The organism is Desulfocurvus sp. DL1XJH-121 (assembly GCF_054819825.1).
This window is the reverse complement of the sequence record NZ_JBTVWW010000134.1, coordinates 1-259: the sequence shown is the minus strand read 5'-3', so window position 1 is coordinate 259 and position 259 is coordinate 1. Positions and strand designations below refer to the sequence as shown.

The 259-nt window shown below is 60.2% G+C and carries 1 pseudogene; it reads left to right on the top strand.

Annotated features, from left to right (window positions below):
• Positions 1-191, top strand: a pseudogene (glyA, locus tag ACYYG1_RS17620) (serine hydroxymethyltransferase); the annotation flags it as partial.
• Positions 192-259 lie beyond the last annotated feature (68 nt).

Below are 259 nucleotides of genomic sequence, written 5' to 3'. Positions count from 1 at the left end.
GCCCGTTCGTCACCTCCGGCGTGCGTATCGGCACCCCGGCCGTGACCCGTCGCGGCTTCAAAGAAGCCGACGTGCGCGAACTGGCCGGTTGGATCTGTGATGTGCTGGACAACATCAACGATGAAGCCACCATCGAACGCACCAAGAAGAAAGTGCTGGATATCTGCGCCCGCCTGCCGGTTTACGCATAATCCCGCTTTTGCCTGAAAAAACCCGCTGCGGCGGGTTTTTTTGTGGCCGCTCGCGGCAAACTGTGAGC